This window comes from Streptomyces sp. NPDC007901 (genome assembly GCF_042959465.1).
In the GTDB taxonomy this organism is placed as follows: domain Bacteria; phylum Actinomycetota; class Actinomycetes; order Streptomycetales; family Streptomycetaceae; genus Streptomyces.
Window position 1 is genome coordinate 635,942 of sequence record NZ_JBIBKW010000005.1, and the last position, 15,404, is coordinate 651,345.

The window sequence follows — 15,404 nt, forward strand, 5'->3', positions numbered from 1 at the left end:
TCGGCGCCTGAAAGGAAACCCCCCATGAGCAAGGTCATTCTCGTCACCGGTGCCGGACGCGGTCTGGGCACGGACATCGCCCGCGAGGCCCTCACCGCCGGCCACCAGGTCGTCGCCACCGGCCGCCGCCCCGAAGAGGTCGAGAAGACCCTCGGAGGGCCGCAGGACAATCTGCTGGTCACCAGGCTCGACGTCACCAGCCTGGAGGAGGCCGAGGCCGCCGCGCAGGCAGCCGTCGACCGCTTCGGCCGCATCGACGTCCTGATCAACAACGCCGGGAACCTCTTCACCGGGTACTTCGAGGAGATCTCGCCGGCGCAGATGCGCCGGCAGTTCGAGACCAACCTCTTCGGCCCGATGAACGTCACCCGCGCCGTCCTGCCCATCCTGCGCAAGCAGCGTGCAGGCCACATCATCACCATCACCTCGACCGCCGGCCTGGTCGGCATGGAGTTCACCTCCGCCTATGCGGCCTCCAAGTTCGCGGAAGAGGGCTGGATGGAGTCCCTGCGTCACGACGTCGAGCCGTACAACATCAACACCACGATTGTGGAGCCCGGCTACTTCCGCACCGAACTCCTCGTGGACGGCTCCACCAACTGGCCCGAGCTGTCCATCGACGACTACGCCCCGCGCACCGCCCCGCGGATCGAGGGCATGAAGAGCATGAACGGCCAGCAGCCCGGCGACCCGGCCAAGCTCGCCCGCGCCCTGCTGACCATCGTCGGCCAGGACAAGCCGCTGCTGCGGTTCGTCGCCGGTGCGGACGCCATCGAGGCTGCCGAGGTCAAGGCGAAGGAGCTCCTTGCCCAGGCCGAGGCATCCCGCGAGCTGGGCGGCCGCCTGGCCTACGACGACGCTCACGTCTGAGCACCACGCCCCGCACCCCTGCCGGGACGGAGGACGGCTGCCGGGTGCCTTTTCGACAGCACGGAGAGAGTCAACATGCCCCTCAAAGGCGAGTACGAGCCGAGCAAGGCGCAGTTTGTGCGTGACCAGGTGGAGCTGTACGAAAGCTCCGGCGGTACGCAGGGAACGACGCTGAGTGTCCTGGTCGCACGGGAAGAGGACGAGAGGCTCCGGGACCTGCCCGTCGTCATCCTGACCACCCTGGGCGCGAAGAGCGGCAAGATCCGCAAGACGCCGGTCATGCGGGTGGAGCACGACGGCTCCTACGCCGCGGTCGCCTCCATGGCGGGAGCCCCCACCCACCCCGTCTGGTACCACAACGCGGTGGCCGATCCCCGGGTCGAGCTGCAGGACGGCCCGGTGCGCCAGGACATGCTGGCACGCGAGGTGACCGGGGACGAGAAGGCCTTGTGGTGGGCCCGAGCCGTCGAGGCCTTCCCTGACTATGCCGAGTACCAGAAGAACACGGACCGTGAGATACCGGTCCTCGTTCTGGAGCCGGCAGCCCCCGAGCACTGACCCGGCGCAGCCGGGCCAACCCACGGATCCCCCGCCGGCTGGTCCTGCCAACACCAGCGTCGGACCCCACCTGACAGCGGCCGGTTCGCATCCCCCGTGATCGGCCGGGTGCGCGCCCGGCTTGCCTGGACGAGCACATCACGGACGACTGCGGCACGGATGTCCTCGGCAGCCTGACCTGCGACGACATCCACGTCTGAGCACCACGCCAGGCCGAGGCCGGCAGCCACCGGGTGACGCCTACGGCCCCGACCCGCGACCCGCGACCCGGCCAACGGCGCCCGCGTCGACAGCGCGCGGATCACCCCAGCACGGCCCGCCAACGGTTGGCGCACCCCACTACGCACGACCACCGACCGGCCTGACGGCCGTCACGACAAGGAGTACCTGATGAAGCACGTATCACTGGGCGGGCTCGGTGTCTCCCGCATCGGCCTGGGAGCCATGACCATGGCCGGCACCTACACCACGGGCGGGGACCTCGATGACGCCGAGTCGATCCGCACCATCCACCGTGCGCTGGACCTCGGGGTCACCCACATCGACACCGCCGAGATCTACGGCCCCTTCCACAGCGAGGAAATCGTCGGCCAGGCCATCAAGGGCCGCCGCGACGACGTCGTCATCGCGACGAAGTTCGGTCTCGTCTCGCACACCGGCAACGGCCCCGGCGTCATCGACAGCAGCCCCGCCAACGTGAAGACCGCCGTCGAAGGCTCACTCCTGCGGCTCGGCACCGACCACATCGACCTCTACTACCAGCACCGCGTCGACCCGAACACCCCCATCGAGGAGACCGTCGGCGCGCTGGCCGAACTGGTCGCCGAGGGCAAGGTGCGCCACATCGGCCTCTCCGAGGCCGGCCCCGAGACGATCCGCCGGGCACACGCCGTCCATCCGGTGGCCGCGCTGCAGACCGAATACTCCCTGTGGACCCGCGACGTCGAGGCCGAAATCCTCCCGCTGCTGCGCGAGCTCGGCATCGGATTCGTGCCCTACTCCCCGCTCGGCCACGGCCTGCTGACCGGGCAAATCCGCACCGTCGACGACTTCGCCGACGACGACTGGCGCAAGACCAACCCGCGCTTCACCGGCGAGAACTTCCAGCGCAACCTACGCATCGTCGACGAGGTGCGGGCCATCGGCGCCGAGATCGGCGCCACCCCCGCACAGACCGCACTGGCCTGGCTGCTGACCCGCGGCGACGACATCGCACCCATCCCCGGAACCCGGCGGGTCACCCGCGTCGAAGAAAACACCGCCGCCGACGGCATCGAACTCACCGCCGACCAGCTCGACCGCCTCAACAACCTCACACCCGCCGCCGGCGAACGCCACGACGAGGCCAACATGGCCAGCATCGACCACTGACCGCTGTGCCTGGCCAAGCCCGCGCTCCTGGACTTCGCGACGGTCCGGCGCCCCGGCGAAGGTCCCTGACCCGTCACACCGACCAATCCGCGTCCCTTCACCCTCTCCCTGATCACTGAAAAGGCTCACCATGTCCAAGGTTCTTCTTGTCGTCGGCCACCCCGACCTGTCCCAGTCGAGGGCCAACGCGGCGCTCGTGGACGCCGTCCGCGAGCTGGCCCATGTCACCGTGCACGACCTCTACGCCACCTACCCCGACTTCCAGATCGACGTCGACGCCGAGCAGGCACTGCTGGCCGAACACGACGTGGTCGTCTTCCAGCACCCGGTGTTCTGGTACAACACCACCCCTCTGTTCAAGCAGTGGCAGGACAGGGTCCTCACCCTCGGCTGGGCCTTCACCATGGACGGCTCCGCCTCGCAGCTGGCCGGCAAGAAGGCCGTCGTCGCCGTCACCACCGGCGTCCCCGCCGAGCATTACACCCCCGAAGGCTCGAATCAGGCCACCATCGAGACACTGCTCAGCAGCTGGCACGCCACCCTGCGGCTCTGCCAGTTCGACATCCAGCCGATGGTCAAGCTGTACGGAACCGCCTTCGGCCTCTCCGACGAAGACCTGGCCACCGCCGCCAAGCAGTACAACGAACTGCTCGCCTCCTTCGCCGCCTGACCGCACTCCCACGAGGACAGTCGCCCTCGCCGTCCGCGACGCAGCCGTGATGGTCTGGTCTTCGTGAAACTGCGACCGCTCGTCGCCGAGCACCGTCGGCTCGGCGGATCTGGAGTTGCAGCGTGAGCACGTCCAACAGCGCATAAATCAAGCCGGACGGCTTGTGCAGGATCCCCTTCGCGCGTCCCGACCTGGTCATGCTCCAGTCCCGTCAGGGCGCGGACCGAACACCCGCCCCTCGCGACATCGCTGCCGCGGCCGCATCTTCTCCGGGGGAAGATGTTGTGAGAGGCGGCTTCGCAGCTCAGTCCGACACGTCGGGGCGCGGGATCCTCACCGCCGCGAACCAGGAGGCCGCTACCGGAGCGGTCGGTGTGGGGAGGGGCGTACCGCTCGCGCGAGACGGCGTCTTGACCCCCGCCTCTCCGGCGAGAGTCCGACGCATGCATCCAGAGGGGGCGCAGGCGTCGCACCTGTCGTGCTCTCGCTCAGAGACGATCCGCGAAGTGCACCCCTCTTCTCCGCGCTTTACCTGGGTGTCGAGACCTGGCCCCTGTGCGAGCGGCCGGCTGTGGAAGGAGGCGCGGAAGCGCCCTGTCCCGAGCTGAGCCCGTCCAGCAGGAGGTCCCCGAGCTCGGAGAAGGCGTCACCGGCGGTCAGGCCGGTCCTCTCCAGGAGGACCCCCGACTGGACCGCGTCGATGGTGACTGCCACGACATGGGCGGCGAAGTGGCCGTTGAGTGCGCGGAAGACGCCGGTCTGCACGCCCTCCTCGATGAGTTCGTGGACTCGGTGCGCGGCGGCGGCGGAGTTCTTGCGGTAGATCTGTGCGGTCGGTTCGTAGCCGACCATGTCGTCGTAGAAGGCGTGGGAATGGCGGCGCATGGCGGTGCCGACGCCGTTGAGGTAGACCCGGATGCGCTGCCTGGCGTCGGGCTCGGCCTGGACTGCCTGCTCGATCTCGGCTGTAGCGTCCCGGAAGAAGGCACGGGTGACCGCCAGCACCAGCTGTTCCTTCGTGGAGGCGAGACTGTACAGCGTCGCCTTGGAGCACCCCAGTCGCTGGGCGAGCTCATCCATGGTCACAGAGGTGAAGCCTTCGGCCAGGATGATCGCCTCGGCCTGACGCAGCAGTTCCTCCCGCCGACCAGTATCGACAACCCGCCTGCGAGCCGTTCGGCGCGGACGTCGGTCACGCGAGTCAGTTTGGGCCGTCACCGCAGCAGTCTCCCCTGAGCGTCCCCGCCCGGAAGCGGAGAGTAGTTGCGGGCCGGAAAGCCGACCTGCCCCTGGCGTATGGGTACGAGCGTACCGCCTAACGTACCCACACTGAGTCCCGGGGGTGATGTTCAGGCAGGGCGGAGGAACTGTTCGGGACGCGCCAGCCGGTTTTAAGGGCCATAAAACAACGGCGTGCTTGCACAACTGCGACGGCCCGGCGAATGGGTCGATATCGGCGATCAGGGCGTTGTCACTGCGGCCCGGTCAGTGTGGCTGGGCCGGACGACGGTCGATTGCCGTGGATGAACACCTGCTCGCCCCAGGCTCGCGGTTACCGGATGGAGGAGCCGATGGAGATGCCGCCGTCCACGTCCAGGACGATGCCGGTGATGTAGCCGGCGGCTTCGCTGGCGAGGAAGGCCGCGGCTTCGGCGATGTCCTCGGGCCTGCCGGTGTGGCGCATGGGGATCTTGTTGGTGAGCTTGTCGCGTGCGGGGCCGTTCATGGAGGCGAGCATGGGGGTCTCGATGAGGCCGGGGGCGATGGCGTTGGCGGTGATGCCGTGGCGGGCGCCCTCGAGTGCGAGGGTGCGGGTCATGCCGACGATGCCGGCCTTGGCGGCCACGTAGTTGGTCTGGCCGAAGTTGCCGCGCCATGACATGGAGGAGAAGCTGACGATGCGTCCGTAGCCCTGGCGTTTCATGGGGCCGAACGCGGCGCGGGCGCAGTGGAAGCCGCCGGTGAGGCTGACGTCGACGACCGCGTGCCAGTCGTCGTCGGTGATGTCCTCGAGGCGGTTGTCGCGGATGATGCCGGCGTTGTTGACCAGCACGTCGAGGCGGCCGAGGTCGGTGGTGACCCGGTCGATCCAGGCGTTGACCTGGGCGGAGTCGGTCACGTCCACCCTTTCGGTGCGGAGTTTCGCGTCGTGGGCGTCGGTGATGGTCCCGGCTGCGTCGGTGAGGGCCTGTTCGTTGACGTCGGCCAGCGCAACCGTGGCGCCCTCGGCGGCGAACCGGGTCGCCATGGCGAGGCCGAGTCCTTGCGCGGCGCCGGTGATGGCGACGACGCGTCCGTGGTAGCGGTTCACGTGGTGTCTGCTTTCGTGGTGGGGGGAGTGAGGAAGTCCCGCAGGGAGTCGGCCACCGAGCTGGCCGACCAGTTGTCGGCGAAGGTGGCCAGTTCCTCGCGCAGGGCCTGCTCGGGGGCCATGCCGTCGATCCGGTGCAGGAGTGTCTTGAGGCGTTGCTGGGCGGGGCTGTGGCGGTCGGCCAACTGGTGGCAGATACGGGTGGCGGTGGCGTCGAGGTCGGCCTCGGGCACGATCGCGCGGATCCAGCCGGTGTGTGCGAAGGCGGTCGCCGGGAGCAGTTCACCGGTGAGCAGGAGCCAGCGGGACAGGCCCCGTCCGACCGCACCGGGCAGCCGGACGCTGGACCCGCCGGCCGGTACCAGGCGCCGGTTGAGGTGGCCGTCGCCGATGAGCGTGGTGTCGGCGGCGACGACGACATCGCAGGCCAGGGCGAGTTCGAGGCCCCCGGCAACGGCGTGACCGTGCAGCACGGCGACCCATGGTTTCGGGCTGGCCGCGATACGGCTGAAGCAGGCCGACACGTCGGTCAGGAAGCCGACCGGGTTGTCGCCGCGGTCGTGCAGTTGGAGGAACTGGTGGAAGTCTCCTCCGGCGCAGAAGCTCGGTCCGTTGCCTGCCACGGCGATGACCGCGGTGTCGGGGTCGGCCTCGGCGCTGGTGATCTGCTTGTCCAGGGCTTCTATGAGGGTGGCGTCGAGGGCGTTGCGCCGCTCGGGGCGGTTGAGCAGCAGCCATCGGACGGGACCGCGTTGTTCGACGAGCAGGGGTTCGGGGTCGGTCAACGTGGCTCCGGGGTGGTGAGTTCGGTGCGTCGGCGTTTGCGCAGCAGGTAGCGCTGGGTCTTGCCGCTGGGTGTCTTGGGCAGGGCGTCGATGAAGTGGATCGTGCGCGGGTATGCGTGGGCGGCGTAGCGGGTCTTGACCAACTGCTGGAGCTCGGTGGCCAGTTCCGGTGAGGCGTCGCGGCCGTCGCGGAGGACGACGTACGCCTCGATGACCTCGCCGCGGACGTCGTCGGGTGCCCCGATCACGCTGCACTCGGCGACCGCGGGATGCTGGGCGAGCACGCTCTCGATCTCGAACGGCCCGATCCGGTAACCGGCCATGATGATGACGTCGTCGTCGCGGGAGGAGAAGAAGAAGTCGCCGTCGGCGTCGATCCGCCCGGCGTCGCCGGTGAGGTAATAGCGGCCGTCGGCGGTGAACTTGGCGCCACTCTGGCCTGGGATCTGGTAGTCGCGGAAGGTCATGAGCGGACTCGCCGCGACGTCTATCGCGACCCGGCCGAGCACGCCCGGTCCGGCCGGCTCGTCCTTCTCGTCGGCCAGGACGGTGAGGCTCCAGCCGGGTACCGGCCGGCCCATCGATCCGGCCTTGAGGGGACGGGCGAGTTCGGGGTGATGGTGGTTGGCCAGGGGCATGCCGACCTCGGTCTGGCCGAAGTGGTCGTGCACGGCCAGGCCGAGCGCGGCGCCGGCCCACTCGTTGACCTCGGGAGTCAGGGGCTCGCCCGCGCTGGACGCCCGCTCCAGCCGCAGCCCCTTGGGCACCGGCACCGACGAGGAGCGCAGTCCCCGGTAGACGGTGGGGGCGGCGGTGAAGTCGGTGACCTTGTGGTTTACGAGGGTGCGCCAGGTCGTCTCCGGGGAGAACCCGCCGGTCAACAGCAGGCTGGGGATGCCGGCGGCCATCGGAGCGACGATGGCTGAGTACAGCCCGTAGGCCCAGCCGGGGTCGGCGGCGCACCAGTAGCTGCTGTCCGGGGTGACGCCGAGACCGTATTCCAGGTAGATCTGCCAGCCCGTGATGTAGGAGACGGGGTGGATGACGCCCTTGGGCTTGCCGGTGGTGCCGGAGGTGAACATGTGCACCAGCGGTCCGTCCCCGCTCGTGATGACCGCGGGCACCGGCTCGGGGGACGCGGCCGCGACGAGATCGGCCAGCGACAGGTCACCGCGCGCCGTGCTCGTTCCGGTGACGACGACCCTTCGCTCGGGGTCGTCCGGCATGTCGGGGCCCGGGTCGAGTTTGTGGCGCTGGTCAGGGTCGACGACGACGACGTGCGCACCCGCGCCCTCCAGCCGCAGGGTGATGGCCTGGGGTGCGAACGCGGTGAACAGCGGGACGTAGACAGCGCCGAGCCGCCAGATCGCGAGGATGACGGTGACCAGGTCGGTGCTCTTGCCCATCAGGGTTGCCACCCGGTCACCGGGACCGACCCCGAGCCCTTGCAGCGCCCGCGCGTACCGGTGCGAGTTGGCGGCGAGCTCGCCGAAGGTCAGCGTGGAAGCCTTGCCGTCGCCGTCGAGGACGGTGAACGCGACCCGGTCGGCGGGGTGCCGGTCGCACAGCAGCCCGGCCACGTCGAGGGAAGGAGCCGCGAAGGTCGCGGTCAGCTCGGCGACCCGGTCGGCGGCGCTCACGACTGGTCCTTGCGGTCGATGACCGGCAGGACCAGACGGCTGGGGTGGTTCGGCCCGTGATGGATGTGGTTGATCGCGGGAATCATCTGCTCCTCGCTCTCGCGGGCGATGACGCCGCCAGTGTTGGTGTTGCGGTCGTAGCGGGGGAAGTTGCTGCTGGAGACGTCCACGCGGATGCGGTGACCGGGAAGGAACACGTTGGACGTGGCGGTCATGTCGATGGTGATCTCGTAGACCGTGCCGGGCTCCATGAACTCTTCTGTGGAGAGGCCGCCCCGGTAGCGGGTGCGCAGGATGCCGTCGCACAGGTTGATCGCCTTGCCGTCGGGGAAGACGTCGACGAGCTTGGCGGTGAAGTCGGTGTCCACCGCCGACGAGGAGACGAACAGGGTCAGGCTGACCGGACCCGTGACCTCGACAGCCTCCTCGAGTACGGGCGTGGCGAAGCACAGGACGTCCTCGCGGCCGGTGACGGTCCGCTGGTCGACCGGGCCGCAGAGTTCCAGTGTCACCGGCATGGACGCCCCGCCGGCCGTGGGAACCGGGCGGCGCGGGTCGTAGAGGTAGGTGTCGCGCCCGGCCCGGGTCGGCGGCTCGGTCGTCAACGCGCCGTCACCGCCCGCTGTGTTGGCATGGCCGGCGCTGGTGAGGTGGTAGTCGGTCCACTGCGTGTCGGGCAGCGGCCACTCCTGCTCGTCGCGCCACTGGTCGATGCCCATGACGAAGATCTTCACCGGTGCCACGTCGTCCAGTGCGGTGGTGTCGTCGCGGAGCCAGCGGTCGAAGAACTTCACGTGCAGGCCGGTCAGGCCCAGCATCTGGGCACTGGCCAGCGGGCCGAAGGAGCGGTCGGGATAGACGCCGGTCTGGGATATGTGGTCCCACGGACCAATGATCAGCCGTTGCCCCTCGCGTGCTTGCGCACTTCCTGCCTTCTGGCGGGCGGTGGTGTAGGTGCGTACGGTCTGCCCGATGTAGAGGTCGTACCAGCCGCCGATGTTGAGCGCCGGGGCGGTGACGTTCTTGAGCTCGGGCGTGAGCTCCATGGCGTCCCAGTAGGCGTCGTGGGAGGGGTGGGCCATCCAGTCGTCCCACCACTTCCCGTACTCCGCCAGGACCGGAACCTCGGCCGTCGGCAGCACGTCGTTCAGCGGCTCCGGGAACAGGAGAGCCTGACCGAGCTGCTGCAGCTGGGACACGGAGCCCTCGCCGGCCGCCAGGGACCGCTGGGCGTCGGCCGTGTACATCATGGCGTTCCACAGCGTGACCAGGCTCAGTGAGAGCGCCCCGCCCGCGCCGTACCAGGGCGCTTCGTAGTTGTCGATCGAGGTGAAGGCCGGCGCGATCGCCTTGAGGCCCGGGGCGCCGGTCACGGCGGTCTCCCACTGGACCATTCCGAGGTAGGACGCCCCGTACATGCCCACCGTGCCGTCCGACCACGGCTGGTCAGTGATCCAGGCGACGGTGTCCTCGCCGTCGGCCCTGTCGGCCATATGAGGAACGAACTCGCCTTCCGAGCGGTGGGTTCCCCGGCAGTCCTGCACCACCACCGCGTAGCCCGCCTCCAGCAAAGCCATGAGGTCGGGCATGACCCCGCCCAGGGTGATGCCGAACACGTCTTTGCCGTAGGGCATGCGCACGAGCAGCGTCGGAGCCTTCCCCTCGGCTGGATGCCACACGTTGGCGGCGAGGGCTGCACCGTCACGCATCGGAACTCGGACATCTATCTCGTACAGGTGCTGCATCGGTGCTCCTCGTCGAGCTGGCTGCGTTGCCCCGGCTGTGGGTACGTTATGAGGTACGTTCGTACCCTGTCAATTACCACATGAAGGCCGACCTCTGGCGATTCGCCGTAGGCAACGGTGTCGGCGACGGGGCTGGTCGCCGCCGACGCCGCCCCCCGCCTGCAAGGGAAGGGGTGATGGGCTCATGTTCGCACTGACGCGAACATAAGTTACGGTGAAAACGCACCCGGCCGGACGAAGGCAGCCGGGCGCGCAACCCCCGCCAGGAGAACCACGGCATGACCACTGTTGCTGCCTGCGCCGCACCCGCCGCCAACGCTCCACTGGAGCGCACCACCATCGTCCACCTGGTCCGCGAGGGCTTTGGCCAGGCGATCTTCCCGAGGTCCCGGGCCACGAGATCGCGGGCGTCGTCTCCGAGGTCGGCCCCGGCGTGAGCAAGTACAAGGTCGGCGACCGTGTGGGCGTCGGCTGCATGGTCGACTCGTGCCGCGAGTGCGAGAACTGCAAGGCCGGCCAGGAACAGCACTGTGTATGAGGGGCTGTCCAGACGTACAACGCCATCGGCAAGGACGGCGAGATCACCTACGGCGGCTACGCCACGCATGTCGTCGTCGACGAGAACTTCGTCGTCCGTATCCCCGACGGGCTTGTCCCTGGACGCCGCCGCGCCGCTGCTGTGCGCGGGCATCACCACGTACGCACCGCTCAAGCAGTGGGGCGCGGGCCCCGGCACGAAAGTTGCCATGGTCGGCCTGGGCGGTCTCGGCCACGTGGGCGTCAGGATCGCGCACGCGCTCGGCGCGGAGGTCACGGTCCTGTCCCAGTCGCTGCGCAAGAAGGACGACGGCCTGAAGCTGGGCGCCGACCACTACTACGCGACCAGTGACCCGAAAACGTTCGAAGAGCTCGCCGGCTCCTTCGACCTCATCGTCTCCACAGTGCTGAAGACGGGCGGCGCCCTGGTGAACGTGGGCGTCCCGGAGGAGCCCATCGCCTTCCGCCCGCCCTCCCTCATCGGTGGCAACAAGATCCTCGCCGGATCGATGATCGGCGGCATCCCCGAGACCCAGGAGATGCTGGACTTCTGCGCCGAGCACGGGATTGGCGCGGAGATCGAGCGGGTCGCCGCCTCCGAGATCAACGAGACGTACGAGCGGGTGCTGGCGAGCGACGTGCGGTACCGGTTCGTGGTCGACAACGCGACCATCTGAGACCCGTCGCACGCACAAAGGTCCCGGCGGATCATCCGCCGGGGCCCTCGACTGTGGGCACCGTCCAGGTGAGCGTCTGGGACACCGAGGTGTGCTCGTCAGCCGGCCCCGACAGTCACACGGTGAGTGCTGGCTCGTCGTGGGGACAGCCAGGGCTCAGCCGGCCATGGCATCGCGGACGTCGCACAGCCCTTCGCCGAGAGGGGTGAGCCGGTATCCCGACCCGCAAGTGAACCAAGGGTAGACAGGGGGGCTGACGACTGTCGCCGCCCCGCTCAGCTCGCCATCCTCGAAAGCGCCGCGCCACCTGCTGCGGGAGCTGCCGCTGCACACGGCGAAGGCCATCGAGATCCAGGTCTTCGTGCCGGTGGAGTCGATCCGGTCCGATCCGCATGTGCGTATAGGCGGTCAGTGACCAGTCTGTGTAGGTGGTACGGCGGGGTGGGTGGCCTATCGCCTTGCTGGTGCACGGGTTACGGTCACTCGGCGGGCGGGAGGCCCCCCTCGCCCAACTCGGCCGTGGCCTGGTCGACGTTGTGTCCGGGGTGTCGTTCGAGGTGATCGAAGTCGGCCGCAAGCTGGATGCCTGGCTGCGGTGGGTCCGGTTCGTCGCGGCCACGGAGGGGTGCCCCGGAGGGTCAGGCGCTCTCGGCGTTCACGTAGGGCTCCACGCGGCCGACGCTCTCCTTGAGGACGAGGTCGAGCAGTCCGGGGAAGCGCTGGTCCAGATCTTCCTTGCGCAGGGTGTTGAAACGGCGGGTGCCGACGTCGTGCTGCCGGATGAGGCCGGCCTCGCGCAGGACGCGGAAGTGGCGGGTGAGTACGGACGCGGTGACGTCCTGGGTGAAGCCGCTGCAGGCCAGGCCGGGGGAGACGGAGAGGGTGACGACGATGGTGAGCCGGGTCTCGTCGGTCAGCGCGCTCATGATCTTGAAGAGGTCGAGGTCGTCCGTGTCGGGGTGGACGAGGGGTGACGCGGTGCGACTGGCCATGAGGGAAGGATAACCCCGGCCTCATGTTCGCGTCGACGCGAACATGAGTTACAGTGAACGCACGGATTGACTCTTCATCCGTCATCCACCGGGTTGCCCATCACCGGTACCACGGCATGCCGCCAACGCCTTTGACGGCGCGGCCTGCATCAAGAACGGAGCACACCCCATGACCACAACACAGGCGACCGAGCCGAGAACCCACCAGACGGAAACGGCCGCGGAGGTGGTCGGCCGCCTTCGTGCGACGTTCAACACCGGCGTCACCCGCCCACTGGACTGGCGCGTCAGCCAACTGCGGCGGCTGCGGGCACTGCTGGTCGAGAACGAGCAGGAACTGATCGAAGCCCTCTGGGCGGACCTGAGGAAGAACCCCGCCGAGGCGAAGATGCAGGAGATCGACTTCACCGTCGCCGACATCGACGAGACGCTGGCGAATCTCGAGAGCTGGCTTCAGCCTCGCCCGGTGGAGGTTCCCGCCCACTTCGGTCCCACGACCACGGCCTACACCACGTACGACCCGCTCGGGGTCGTCCTGGTGATCGCCCCGTGGAATTTCCCGCTGCACCTGCTCATCGACCCCATCATCGGCGCACTGGCCGCCGGGAACACCGTGGTGGCCAAGCCGAGCGAGATGTCGGTGCACACCTCGGCGGTCGCTTCACGCCTCCTGCGACAGTACTTCGACGCCGACGTGCTCACCGTCGTCGAGGGGGGCGCCGAGGAGACCACGGCCCTCCTGGCACAACGCTTCGACCACATCTTCTACACCGGCAACGGCACCGTCGGCCGGATCGTCATGGCCGCAGCCGCCAAGAACCTCACCCCCGTCACGCTCGAACTCGGAGGCAAGTCACCGGTCTTCGTGGCGCCCGACGCCGACGTGGACGAGACCGCGAAGAGGCTGGTCGGCGCCAAGTTCGGCAACGCGGGGCAGCAGTGCATAGCCCCCGACTACGTCCTGGCCGATCCCGCCACCGCCGCCGCACTGGTCCCCGCCCTCCGCGCGGCGGTCGACGCCCAGTTCGGCACCACCCCGCAGACCTCACCCGACTTCGGCCGGATCATCAACGAGCGGCACTTCGACCGGCTCACCCGTCTGCTGGACTCCGGCCGGCCGGCGGTGGGAGGCCGGCACGACCGCGACGACCTGTTCATCGCACCGACCGTGCTCACCGATGTCGACCCCGCATCGCCCATCATGCAGGAGGAGATCTTCGGTCCGATCCTCCCCGTCGTCGAAGTCGCAGACCTCGATGCCGCCATCGCCTTCATCAACGAACGCGACAAGCCCCTCGCGCTCTACGCCTTCACCACGTCCGAGGCCACCAAGTCGCGCCTCGTGAACGAGACGTCCTCCGGCGGCGTCGCCTGGGGCCAGCCGGTGATGCAACTGCTCATGCCCGGCCTGCCCTTCGGCGGCGTCGGCGAAAGCGGCATGGGCCGCTACCACGGCCGGTACTCCCTCGAGACGTTCAGCCACCTCAAGGCTGTCGCGGACGTACCGCTCAGCTAGCCTCGCGCTTTGGTGAGGCAGGCTGTCCGATGGGCGATCGGGCGGCGGAAGTGCCTCAAGCCGAGAATGAGGATCGCTGATATCGCTGTTCCCGCCACCGCCAGAAGCGCGTTCCAGGTGAAGCCGCATATCGGTCCTCTTCGCGGCGGCACCCATGACTACGTCACCTGGCTGCCTGCTGATCGTGCGCAAGGAGCGAACACCCGTACTCCGGCGGGCAGTTGCGCTTGACCGGCGTCGACACCCCGACGCCGACGGCATGCGGCTCTCACCGCGTTCGCCGCCCACACCACCCACACCCCGATCGCGGTCCTGGAACCGCGTCACCGTCAGCGGGCCCGCGCCTGCCCGAGGACCGCATCCGCGCCTCCGCCCGAACAGCGTAGACCACCTGCATCGCAGACATTCATACCGTTTTCCTCCGTATTGTAGAAAGAAAGAAAGCCATGTCTGTCAATACTTCAGAAGTTTCGCCCGTTCCATCGCTTTTCTCTCCCGTCTCTCTCGGGAAGATCGAGCTCGCCAACCGCATCGTCATGGCACCGCTGACCCGGGTCCGGGCCGGTTCCTCCGGCATCCCCGGGGACCTGATGGTCGAGTACTACCGGCAGCGGGCGAGCGTCGGAATGATCATCACCGAGGGCACCTACCCCGACCACGCGTCGCAGGGGTATGTCGGTGAGCCGGGCATCGCCACCGACGAGCAGGCGGCCGGCTGGCAGCGGGTGTTCGAGGCGGTGCACGCCGAGGGCGGCCGCATCGTCCTGCAGATCATGCACGCCGGCCGCGGCACCCACCCCGACATCAACGGCGGCCGCCGCATCCTCGCCCCCAGCGCGATCGCCATCGACAACAAGACGTTCACCGAGAAGGGCGAGCAGCCCTACCCCGTACCGGAAGCGATGACCACCGCGGAGATCCGGGCAGCTCTGGAGGACTTCGTCGCCGCGGCCCGCCGGGCCGTCGAGGCGGGAGCGGACGGCGTGGAAATCCACGGCGCCAACGGCTACCTGCTCCAGGAGTTCCTCTCCCCGGCGGCCAACCAGCGCACCGATGGATACGGCGGCTCGCCGCACAACCGCGCCCGCTTCGTCGTCGAGGTCGTCACGGCCATCGCCCAGGCCGTCGGTGCCGAGCGGGTCGGGCTGCGGATCTCGCCGGAGGTCGACCTCGGGGACGTCTTCGAGACCGACCGGGACGACGTCCTGGCCACCTACGGCACCCTGCTCGACCAGCTGCGCCCGCTGGGCCTGGCCTACCTCTCCGTGCTGCACGCCGAGCCGGGCGGCGACCTGGTACAGGAGCTGCGGCGGCGCTTCGACGGCAAGCTGATCGTCAACAGCGGCCCCTTCGGGGGGCAGACCACCCGCGAGCAGGCGCTCCAGCAGATCGAGGCCGACCACGCCGACGCCGTGGTCGTGGGCCGGGCTCTCATCGCCAACCCCGACCTGGTCGCGCGCTGGCAGGGTGGCCACCCGGAGAACGAGCCGCGGCCGGAACTGTTCTACGGGCCGGGCGCCGAGGGCTACACCGACTACCCCTTCCTCGAAGCGGCTTGAGGCCCACTCTCACGCCTGTCCATGCCGCACCCCCCTCACACATGGACAGGCGCCCGACCGGCGACACTGTGCCCACCCCTTTGAGCCCGCGGTCACACCGGCGATCACCGGCTCGAGGACCGTCGGGTCCGTCAGGGCGTTGACGGTCCGCAGGTTCCTGGTCAGCAGCCTGC

12 protein-coding genes and 1 pseudogene are annotated in these 15,404 nt (G+C 68.8%); 7 read left to right on the forward strand and 6 right to left on the reverse strand.

Annotated features, from left to right (window positions below):
• Positions 1-24: 24 nt before the first annotated feature.
• The 4 genes from ACFZDK_RS20285 (at position 25) to ACFZDK_RS20300 (ending at position 3,469) form a co-directional block, all read left to right on the forward strand.
• Positions 25-870 carry an SDR family NAD(P)-dependent oxidoreductase gene (locus ACFZDK_RS20285; protein ID WP_390974179.1) on the forward strand — a complete coding sequence of 282 codons (846 nt, stop codon included), beginning with the start codon at positions 25-27 and terminating at the stop codon, positions 868-870.
• Between the two features lie 75 nt (positions 871-945).
• Positions 946-1,428, forward strand: coding sequence for a nitroreductase/quinone reductase family protein (locus ACFZDK_RS20290; protein WP_390974181.1), 483 nt, complete (start codon positions 946-948; stop codon positions 1,426-1,428).
• Positions 1,429-1,818: 390 nt separating this feature from the next.
• Positions 1,819-2,799, forward strand: a complete 981-nt coding sequence (locus ACFZDK_RS20295) for an aldo/keto reductase (protein ID WP_390974183.1) — start codon at positions 1,819-1,821, stop codon at positions 2,797-2,799.
• Positions 2,800-2,929: 130 nt separating this feature from the next.
• Entirely contained in the window at positions 2,930-3,469 is a 540-nt protein-coding gene (locus ACFZDK_RS20300) for an NAD(P)H-dependent oxidoreductase (protein WP_390974184.1), read from the forward strand.
• A gap of 528 nt (positions 3,470-3,997) precedes the next feature.
• Here ACFZDK_RS20300 and ACFZDK_RS20305 read toward each other — a convergent pair.
• From ACFZDK_RS20305 to ACFZDK_RS20325, 5 genes are all read right to left on the reverse strand, one after another.
• Positions 3,998-4,687 carry a TetR family transcriptional regulator gene (locus tag ACFZDK_RS20305; protein WP_390974186.1) on the reverse strand — a complete coding sequence of 230 codons (690 nt, stop codon included), beginning with the start codon at positions 4,685-4,687 and terminating at the stop codon, positions 3,998-4,000.
• Between the two features lie 334 nt (positions 4,688-5,021).
• Positions 5,022-5,780: a 3-oxoacyl-ACP reductase FabG gene (locus tag ACFZDK_RS20310; protein WP_390974188.1), complete on the reverse strand. Its 759-nt coding sequence runs from the start codon at positions 5,778-5,780 to the stop codon at positions 5,022-5,024.
• Positions 5,777-6,565 carry an enoyl-CoA hydratase-related protein gene (locus ACFZDK_RS20315; RefSeq protein ID WP_390974189.1) on the reverse strand — a complete coding sequence of 263 codons (789 nt, stop codon included), beginning with the start codon at positions 6,563-6,565 and terminating at the stop codon, positions 5,777-5,779. Before ACFZDK_RS20315 ends, ACFZDK_RS20310 begins: the two co-directional genes overlap by 4 nt.
• Positions 6,562-8,205 carry an AMP-binding protein gene (locus ACFZDK_RS20320; RefSeq protein WP_390974191.1) on the reverse strand — a complete coding sequence of 548 codons (1,644 nt, stop codon included), beginning with the start codon at positions 8,203-8,205 and terminating at the stop codon, positions 6,562-6,564. Before ACFZDK_RS20320 ends, ACFZDK_RS20315 begins: the two co-directional genes overlap by 4 nt.
• A complete protein-coding gene (locus ACFZDK_RS20325) occupies positions 8,202-9,914 on the reverse strand; it encodes a CocE/NonD family hydrolase (protein WP_390974193.1) in 1,713 nt (570 codons plus the stop codon). The genes ACFZDK_RS20320 and ACFZDK_RS20325 overlap by 4 nt, the downstream gene beginning before the upstream one ends.
• 314 nt (positions 9,915-10,228) lie before the next feature.
• On the opposite strand from ACFZDK_RS20325, the pseudogene ACFZDK_RS20330 reads away from it, so the two are divergent.
• Positions 10,229-11,164: pseudogene (locus ACFZDK_RS20330) on the forward strand (NAD(P)-dependent alcohol dehydrogenase).
• A gap of 638 nt (positions 11,165-11,802) precedes the next feature.
• On the opposite strand, the gene ACFZDK_RS20335 reads toward ACFZDK_RS20330, so the two are convergent.
• A complete protein-coding gene (locus tag ACFZDK_RS20335; protein ID WP_099919897.1) occupies positions 11,803-12,156 on the reverse strand; it encodes a helix-turn-helix transcriptional regulator in 354 nt (117 codons plus the stop codon).
• A gap of 169 nt (positions 12,157-12,325) precedes the next feature.
• On the opposite strand from ACFZDK_RS20335, the gene ACFZDK_RS20340 reads away from it, so the two are divergent.
• Both ACFZDK_RS20340 and ACFZDK_RS20345 read left to right on the forward strand, forming a co-directional pair.
• A complete protein-coding gene (locus tag ACFZDK_RS20340; protein WP_390974195.1) occupies positions 12,326-13,672 on the forward strand; it encodes an aldehyde dehydrogenase family protein in 1,347 nt (448 codons plus the stop codon).
• 446 nt (positions 13,673-14,118) lie between these two features.
• On the forward strand, positions 14,119-15,231 hold the full coding sequence (locus ACFZDK_RS20345; RefSeq protein ID WP_390974197.1) for an alkene reductase: 1,113 nt from the start codon (positions 14,119-14,121) through the stop codon (positions 15,229-15,231).
• Positions 15,232-15,404 lie beyond the last annotated feature (173 nt).

What these genes read in the sequence shown, in the direction of transcription:
- ACFZDK_RS20285 (WP_390974179.1), top strand. Translation starts at nt 25, where the DNA reads ATGAGCAAGGTCATTCTCGTCACCGGTGCCGGACGCGGTCTGGGCACG.
- ACFZDK_RS20290 (WP_390974181.1), top strand. Translation starts at nt 946, where the DNA reads ATGCCCCTCAAAGGCGAGTACGAGCCGAGCAAGGCGCAGTTTGTGCGT.
- ACFZDK_RS20295 (WP_390974183.1), top strand. Translation starts at nt 1,819, where the DNA reads ATGAAGCACGTATCACTGGGCGGGCTCGGTGTCTCCCGCATCGGCCTG.
- ACFZDK_RS20300 (WP_390974184.1), top strand. Translation starts at nt 2,930, where the DNA reads ATGTCCAAGGTTCTTCTTGTCGTCGGCCACCCCGACCTGTCCCAGTCG.
- ACFZDK_RS20325 (WP_390974193.1), bottom strand. Translation starts at nt 9,914, where the DNA reads ATGCGTGACGGTGCAGCCCTCGCCGCCAACGTGTGGCATCCAGCCGAG.
- ACFZDK_RS20335 (WP_099919897.1), bottom strand. Translation starts at nt 12,156, where the DNA reads ATGGCCAGTCGCACCGCGTCACCCCTCGTCCACCCCGACACGGACGAC.
- ACFZDK_RS20340 (WP_390974195.1), top strand. Translation starts at nt 12,326, where the DNA reads ATGACCACAACACAGGCGACCGAGCCGAGAACCCACCAGACGGAAACG.
- ACFZDK_RS20345 (WP_390974197.1), top strand. Translation starts at nt 14,119, where the DNA reads ATGTCTGTCAATACTTCAGAAGTTTCGCCCGTTCCATCGCTTTTCTCT.